We start from the raw sequence: 6,480 nt of genomic DNA on the forward strand, positions 1-6,480 counted from the left end.
AGCCGGAATTGTGGACAACAAACGGATCCAACACCACCAACGCGGGGTGGAGCAGCCCGGTAGCTCGTCAGGCTCATAACCTGAAGGTCACAGGTTCAAATCCTGTCCCCGCATCCAAAATATTTTCCGAAACGCCTGTGTGCCATGCGCCGCAGGCGTTATTTCATTTGCTCTCCTTCAATAATGCTGCCCGCTGGAAAGCCGCTGGAGATAGGCCTTCCCGCTTGCTGAAGAAGCGCGAGAAGTAAGCCGGTTCAAACCCGAGCGAATAGGCGATCTCGGAAATACTGAGCGAGCTGTAGCTTAGAAGCCGTCGTGCTTCGAGCATCAGGCGGTCATGGATCAGCTCCAACGGAGACCGGCCTGTGACGGCACGGCAGGCGCGGGTCAGAGTGCTGAGGGTGATGCCGAGCTGCGCGCAATATTTTCCCAGCGCTGCATGGCCGGTAAGATTTTCCTCCACCTGTTCCCGGAAGCGCGCCACCAACTCCTCCTGTTGAGAGCGCGGCTGGTGCGCAGCAGCCTCCGCCTCCATGCCGCGCTGCACTTGGCCCAAAATGGCCAGGACATAGCCCGCCAGCGCCGTGCCACGGCCAATGCCATCCTGCCGGAACTCCTGCTCCAGGTTGAAGAAGGTTCCGTTCAGCGTCTGCTGCAGCGCTGCGCGTGTTCCGACAGGCACCATGAAGACGGTCTGCGGATAGCCCCTCTCTCCTGCCAGGGCACAGCATGCCCCGAAGAAAGCGTCGGTGATCGTCAGAACGTAGCCGCGGCTCTGCGGCTCGAAGCGGAAGCCATGAACCTCGCCCGGGGGCACGATAAGGAGCATTGGAGCCTCGAAGGGCAGGCTGCGCCCCTGGGCGTCAACCACCCCCTCCCCACGTTGAATCCAGAAAATCTGATGCAGACGGCGGTGCCGGTGCGGCCTGATGGTCCAATTGTGCTTATGGCTGCGAGTGAACAGAGGTTCCAGATGGATGGGATCGAGCAAGGCTCGCGCTCTGGCTTCGCCGTAGAGATCATAAGCAGGAACCGGGTTCTGAGATGTCACGGGCAGGGCTCGTGCTCCATCGCTGCAGGCCTGTTTCGGTATGCCTTCCTGTCTCGAAAGTCCAAATTGTTGCCCCGATTGTCCATTGCAGGCCGCAAGCCCGGATAAGCTATCTTTTACAAGACTTCAGAGGGGAGGGGCCAATGCGGCAGCGTACGCAGGTCGCCATCATTGGCGCGGGACCGGCAGGCTTGCTTCTCTCCCAGCTCCTTCATGTCGCCGGCATCGACAGCATGGTGCTGGAGCGCCGCAGTCAGGGGCATGTTGAAAGCCGCATTCGTGCCGGCGTGCTGGAACAGGGCACGGTAGGTCTGCTCGAGCAGGCCGGCATTGCCGCCCGCCTGCATCGCGAGGGCCTGCCGCATCAGGGCTTCCGGATCGCCCTCAACGGCGAGCATTTCCGCATCGACATGCACCGCCTCACCGGCGGCAAATCCGTCATGGTCTATGGCCAGACGGAGATCACGCGCGATCTCATCCAGGCTCACCAGGTCCGCGGCGCACCCCTCCTCTTCGAGGCGGAGCAGGTCGCGCTGCACGATCTCGACGGCAGCAGGCCTTTCGTCACCTATCGCCGGGATGACGCATCGCATCGCCTGGATTGTGACTATATCGCGGGGTGCGATGGCTATCACGGTGCCAGCCGCGCCAGCATCCCCCCTTCGGTGCTGCGGAGCTTCGAGCGGATCTATCCCTTTGGCTGGCTGGGGATCCTGGCCGATGTGCCGCCTTGCGACCACGAGCTGATCTATTCCAACCACGCCAACGGCTTCGCGCTGGCCAGCATGCGGTCCCCGACCCGTAGCCGTTACTACGTCCAGGTTCCGCTCGGCGAGGACCTGAAGGACTGGCCCGACACCCGCCTCTGGGATGAACTCGCGCTCCGCCTGGGCAGGGGGGCCGCGAACCGGATGGTGCGGGGCCCGTCCATCGAGAAGAGCATCGCGCCGCTGCGCTCCTTTGTGGCAGAGCCGATGCGGCATGGCCGCCTGTTCCTGGCCGGTGATGCCGCCCATATCGTGCCGCCCACTGGCGCCAAAGGCCTGAACCTCGCGGCCTCCGATGTCGGCCTGCTGGCCGAGGCCCTGGTCAGCCACTACCACGACGGCGCCGATCATCTGCTCGAGACCTATTCCGCGCGTGCGCTCGCCCGGGTCTGGAAGGCCGAACGCTTCTCCTGGTGGTTCACCGGGCTCACGCACCGCTTCCCGGACATGGACGACTTCGGCCGCCGCATGCAGCGCGCGGAGCTGCGCTACATCTTCGAATCTCCGGCCGCCCAACGCGTCCTTGCCGAGAACTATGTCGGCCTGCCGCTGCATTCCGGCGATGACGGGGCCTGGGCCATCGGTGAGGGGCCCCCGACGGTGCCCCCAATGGCCGCATCGTGAGGGAAATCAGGGAATGACACGGCCATGTTCGTGAAGGCGGGCGATCTCGACGTCCATGTGCAGGTTGACGGACCGGCCGGCGCGCCGGCGCTGCTGCTGCTGCACTCCCTCGGCACCACCGGCCACATCTGGGAGGCGCAGGCCAAGGCGCTGGCCAGCTCCTGGCGCGTCATTCGCCCCGACCTGCGCGGGCATGGCCTGACCACTGTCACGCCCGGCCCCTACAGCATCGAGGGGCTGGCGCAGGATGCCCTGGCGGTGCTGGATGTCCTGGGTGTCGGGCCTGCGCATGTGGCGGGACTCTCGATCGGCGGGCTGGTCGCGCAGTCGGTTGCCGCCCATGCGCCGGAGCGGGTGCGCAGCCTGATGCTGCTGGATACGGCGCTCTCCATCCCCCCGCCGGAAACCTGGCAGGAGCGTGCCGCGACGGTGCGGGCGCAGGGCATGGCGCCGCTGGTCGAGCCTGTGGTCGCGCGCTGGGTGACGCCCGCCGCCCTTCACGCTCCCGCCGCGCAGGGGTTGCGCGCCATGCTGCGCCGGACCGATCCGGAGGGCTATGCAGGGGCTGCCGAGGCCATCGCCGCCGCCGATCTCACCGAAGCGACGCGCCGCCTGCGCCTGCCGGCCCTGGTCCTGGTCGGCGATGGCGACCAGGCGACCCCGCTCGCCAGCGCCGCAGCCCTGTGTGACGCCATCCCCGGGGCACGGCTCCAGACCATCGCCGATGCCGCGCACATCCCGACCGTGGAGCGGCCGGAAGCCGTGACGGAGGCGTTGCGCATCTTCCTCGCCGCACAGGAGGCGGGCACCGCGGATGATCCGCTCGCCGCCGGCCTCGCCGTGCGCAAGGCGGTGCTGGGCGAGGCGCATGTGGCGCGCGCGAGCGCCGCCATAACCGCCCTGGACGCCCCCTTCCAGGACTACATCACCCGCAATGTCTGGGGCGGCATCTGGACCCGCCCTGGCCTGCCGCGCCACACCCGCTCGCTGCTGACGCTGGCGCTGATGGCCGCGCTGGGGCGGGAAGGGGAGTTCGTGCTGCATGTCCGCGCCACCCGCAACACGGGCGTGTCGCCGGAAGAGATCGCCGAGGTCCTGCTGCAGGTCGCGGCCTATGCCGGCGTGCCGGTGGCCAATCATGCCCTCAAGCTGGCCAAGCAGGCCTTGAAGGAAATGGAGGAAACGCCGTGAGCGAAACCGTCCCGGGCTATCGCCGGCCGGGGCTGCTGACGCAGCCGCCCTACAATGCGCCGGATTACGGCAGCACCCGCCTTCGCCATCCGCAGCAGGAATTGCTGCGGCTGCCGCACACCCTCACCGAGACCAGCGCGCCGCGCTTCTCGCCGCAACGCTACCCCGCGCGTGCCGACCTCACGGTGCAGGCGGACGGCTCGGCGGCCATGGGCGAGCGCATCATCGTCGCCGGCCGCGTGCTGGACGAAGATGGCCGCCCGGTGCGCAACACCATGGTCGAGGTCTGGCAGGCCAATGCCGCCGGCCGCTACAACCACCCTGGCGACGACCATGACGCCCCGCTCGACCCGAACTTCCAGGGCATGGGGCGTGTCTTCACCGACGCGGAAGGCTGGTACCGCTTCGTCACCATCCGCCCCGGCGCCTATCCCTGGCGCAACCACAAGGACGCCTGGCGGCCGAACCACATCCACTACTCGGTGTTCGGCGCCGGCTTCGCCCAGCGGATGATCACCCAGATGTACTTCCCGGGCGATCCGCTGCTGGCGCTGGACCCGATCTTTCATGCCACCCCCGACGAGGCCGCGCGCAACCGCCTCATCTCGAAGTTCGACCTTGAGCTGACCCAGCCGGAATGGGCCCTCGGCTACCGCTTCGACATCGTGTTGCGCGGCCGCGAGGCCACGCCGATGGAGGACAACCACTGATGCCGGCCCCGACCCCCGAAGCCGCGCCGATGCAGGGCCTGGTCGCCTCGGCCCACCAGACCGCCGGCCCCTACTGGCACCTGGTGGACTTCCCGGAATGGGCCGACACCACCCGCCACTTCGCCGGCAACCTGCCGCCGGGCGAGCGGATCGTACTGACCGGCCGCGTCACCGACGGCTCGGGCGCGCCGGTCGCCGACGCCATGGTGGAGATCTGGCACGCCGACCCGAAGGGCGAGTACCCCGACCCGAACGGGCCCGCGGAGGAGTTCCAGGGCTATGGCCGCTGCGCCACCAAGGCCGATGGCAGCTTCCGCTTCGTGACGCTGAAGCCCGGCCCCGTGCCGCTCGGCGACCGTGCGCGGGCGAACTCCCGGCAGGCGCCGCATGTGGCGCTCGCGATCTTCGCGCGCGGCCTGCTGCAGCACCTCTGCACCCGGCTCTATTTTGAAGGCGAGGCGCTGAACGAGACCGACCCGGTGCTGGGCGCCGTGCCGCCGGAGCGCCGCGGAACGCTGGTCGCGCGCCAGGTGGAGCCCGGCACCTGGAACCTCGACCTGCGCCTGCAAGGCGAGGGCGAGACCGTCTGGATGGCGGTCTGACGCCATGGCCGTGAACCCCGCCGACGGGGCCGTCTTCGGCGCCCTCTATGGCACCGATGCGATGCGCGCGGTGCTGGATGAGCGCGCCATCCTGCAACGCATGCTGGATGTGGAAGCCGCCCTGGCCCGTGCCCAGGCCCGGCTCGGCATCGTGCCGCAGGCGGCGGCCGAGGCGATCACCGCCGCCGCGCGCGCCGAACGGCTGGATCTGCCGGCCCTGGCGGTGGCCACCCGCAACACCGGCTACCCCGTGGTGGGGCTGGTGAAGCAGCTCTCGGCGGCAGCGGGACCGGAGGCCGGGCGCTGGACCCATTGGGGCGCCACCACCCAGGACATCGTGGACAGTGCCACGGTGCTGGTGCTGCGCGATGCGCTGGGCCTGCTCGGCCCCGAACTGGACCGCCTCTGCGCCGCCCTGGCCGCGCGCGCCGAGGAGCACCGCGACACCGTGATGGCCGGACGCACCCATCTCCAGCATGCCCTGCCGGTCACCTTCGGCTACAAGTGCGCGGTCTGGCTGGCGCCGCTGCTGGCGATGCGCGAGCGCCTGGCGCAGCTTCGCCCGCGCGTGCTGCGGGTGCAGTTCGGCGGCGCGGTCGGCACCCTGGCCTCGCTGGGCGGGCAGGGGCTCGACGTGCTGCGTGAGCTGGCGCAGGAGCTTTCCCTGGGCGAGCCGAGCATTCCCTGGCATGTCGTGCATGACGCGCTGGCCGAGGCGGTGTGCTGGTGCGGCCTGCTCTGCGGCCCGCTGGCCAAGTTCGCGACCGACATCATGCTGCTGATGCAGACCGAGGTGGCCGAGGTGGCCGAGCCGCACGCGCCGGGCCGCGGCGGCTCCTCCACCATGCCGCAGAAGCGCAACCCGATCGCCTGCGAATACGTGCTGGCCCAGGCGCGCGGCGTCCAGGCGCTGGTGCCGCAGATGCTGGCCGCCCTGCCGCATGACCAGGAGCGCGGCACCGGCCCCTGGCAGGCCGAGCCGCTGGCGCTGTTCCAGTCCCTCCTCCTGACCCATGGGGCACTGAGCCAGGCCGTGCTGGTGGCCGAGGGCATGACGGTGGATGCCGCGCGGATGCGCCGCAATCTCGACAGCACCGGCGGCCTGATCGTCGCCGAGGCGGTGATGATGGGCCTGGCCCCGCTACTGGGGCGGGAGGAGGCGCATCACATCGTCCATCATGCCTGTGACGTCGCGCTGGCCGAAGGCGTGCCGCTGGCCGAGGCGCTGGGCCGCGAGGAGATGGTCGCCGCGCGGCTGGACGCGGCCGAGATCGGCCGCCTGACCGATCCGGCCGGCTATCTCGGCAGCGCCGCCGCCTTCGTGGACCGGGTGCTGGCGGATTTCCGCGGCCGCTAGAGCAGATCCCATTCCGATGGCATCATCGGAATGGGTGAAGATGCTCGTAAAGACAAATAGCTAGGTGGTGGTGACGATTTCCTGATCTGAGGGATTCCGCTGCTGAGCGGGGCGTGATTCAAGGCTGGCTTTTGGAGGCTGGCCTGGATGAGCGCGGACCCGGATGCGTTGCGCGATG

6 protein-coding genes and 1 tRNA gene are annotated in these 6,480 nt (G+C 68.8%); 6 read left to right on the top strand and 1 reads right to left on the bottom strand.

Annotation, left to right across the window (positions count from 1 at the left end; translation table 11 throughout):
• Positions 1–40 precede the first annotated feature (40 nt).
• Positions 41–117: transfer RNA gene (locus QMO56_RS26425), tRNA-Met, on the top strand.
• Between the two features lie 46 nt (positions 118–163).
• Here QMO56_RS26425 and QMO56_RS26430 read toward each other — a convergent pair.
• On the bottom strand, positions 164–991 hold the full coding sequence (locus tag QMO56_RS26430; RefSeq protein WP_283530600.1) for a helix-turn-helix domain-containing protein: 828 nt from the start codon (positions 989–991) through the stop codon (positions 164–166).
• 203 nt (positions 992–1,194) lie between these two features.
• Between QMO56_RS26430 and pobA the strand changes: the two genes are divergently transcribed.
• Genes pobA through pcaB form a run of 5 tightly spaced genes read left to right on the top strand, consistent with a single transcriptional unit; the run spans position 1,195 to position 6,302 of the window.
• On the top strand, positions 1,195–2,442 hold the full coding sequence (gene pobA / locus QMO56_RS26435; RefSeq protein WP_283530606.1) for a 4-hydroxybenzoate 3-monooxygenase: 1,248 nt from the start codon (positions 1,195–1,197) through the stop codon (positions 2,440–2,442).
• A 24-nt stretch (positions 2,443–2,466) separates the two neighbouring features.
• The gene (gene pcaD / locus QMO56_RS26440) at positions 2,467–3,633 is read left to right on the top strand and encodes a 3-oxoadipate enol-lactonase (RefSeq protein ID WP_283530602.1); all 1,167 of its coding nucleotides are present in this window, start codon (positions 2,467–2,469) and stop codon (positions 3,631–3,633) included.
• Positions 3,630–4,343, top strand: a complete 714-nt coding sequence (gene pcaH / locus QMO56_RS26445) for a protocatechuate 3,4-dioxygenase subunit beta (protein WP_283530603.1) — start codon at positions 3,630–3,632, stop codon at positions 4,341–4,343. The genes pcaD and pcaH overlap by 4 nt, the downstream gene beginning before the upstream one ends.
• Complete coding sequence (gene pcaG / locus QMO56_RS26450) at positions 4,343–4,945, top strand: protocatechuate 3,4-dioxygenase subunit alpha (RefSeq protein WP_283530604.1); 603 nt, start codon at positions 4,343–4,345, stop codon at positions 4,943–4,945. The genes pcaH and pcaG overlap by 1 nt, the downstream gene beginning before the upstream one ends.
• Before the next feature lie 4 nt (positions 4,946–4,949).
• The gene (gene pcaB, locus QMO56_RS26455; protein WP_283530605.1) at positions 4,950–6,302 is read left to right on the top strand and encodes a 3-carboxy-cis,cis-muconate cycloisomerase; all 1,353 of its coding nucleotides are present in this window, start codon (positions 4,950–4,952) and stop codon (positions 6,300–6,302) included.
• Positions 6,303–6,480 lie beyond the last annotated feature (178 nt).

The organism is Roseomonas sp. E05 (assembly GCF_030063475.1).
Lineage (GTDB): Bacteria > Pseudomonadota > Alphaproteobacteria > Acetobacterales > Acetobacteraceae > Pseudoroseomonas.

Excerpts from the sequence above, each read along its gene's own strand:
- pobA (WP_283530606.1), top strand. The coding sequence starts at position 1,195 with ATGCGGCAGCGTACGCAGGTCGCCATCATTGGCGCGGGACCGGCAGGC.
- pcaD (WP_283530602.1), top strand. The coding sequence starts at position 2,467 with ATGTTCGTGAAGGCGGGCGATCTCGACGTCCATGTGCAGGTTGACGGA.
- pcaG (WP_283530604.1), top strand. The coding sequence starts at position 4,343 with ATGCCGGCCCCGACCCCCGAAGCCGCGCCGATGCAGGGCCTGGTCGCC.
- pcaB (WP_283530605.1), top strand. The coding sequence starts at position 4,950 with ATGGCCGTGAACCCCGCCGACGGGGCCGTCTTCGGCGCCCTCTATGGC.